The following is a 239-nucleotide window of genomic DNA, read 5'->3' on the forward strand; positions in this document are numbered from 1 at the left end:
GAACCCATTTGCCGCTGAGTTGTTTCACCAGCGACAAGCTGATGGAGTCGGGGTTTTTACCGTTTAACGGCAGCTTTGGCGATACTCTGCGCGAGGCATTTAAGCAGTATTCGGCGCTGGTGGTTGTCGGGGCTATTGGCCTGACCGTCAGGGTCATCGCGCCGCTGGTGAATGACAAAATGACTGATCCTGCAGTGGTTGTTATTGATGAGGGCGGGCAACACGTCATCAGCCTGTTG

At 54.4% G+C, this 239-nt stretch carries 1 pseudogene; it reads left to right on the plus strand.

Features of this window, described 5'->3' with window-relative positions:
* Nucleotides 1-239: pseudogene (locus tag ACX9YW_RS23535) on the plus strand (cobalt-precorrin 5A hydrolase); the annotation flags it as partial.

It is taken from the genome of Pseudoneobacillus rhizolycopersici (assembly GCF_054786815.1).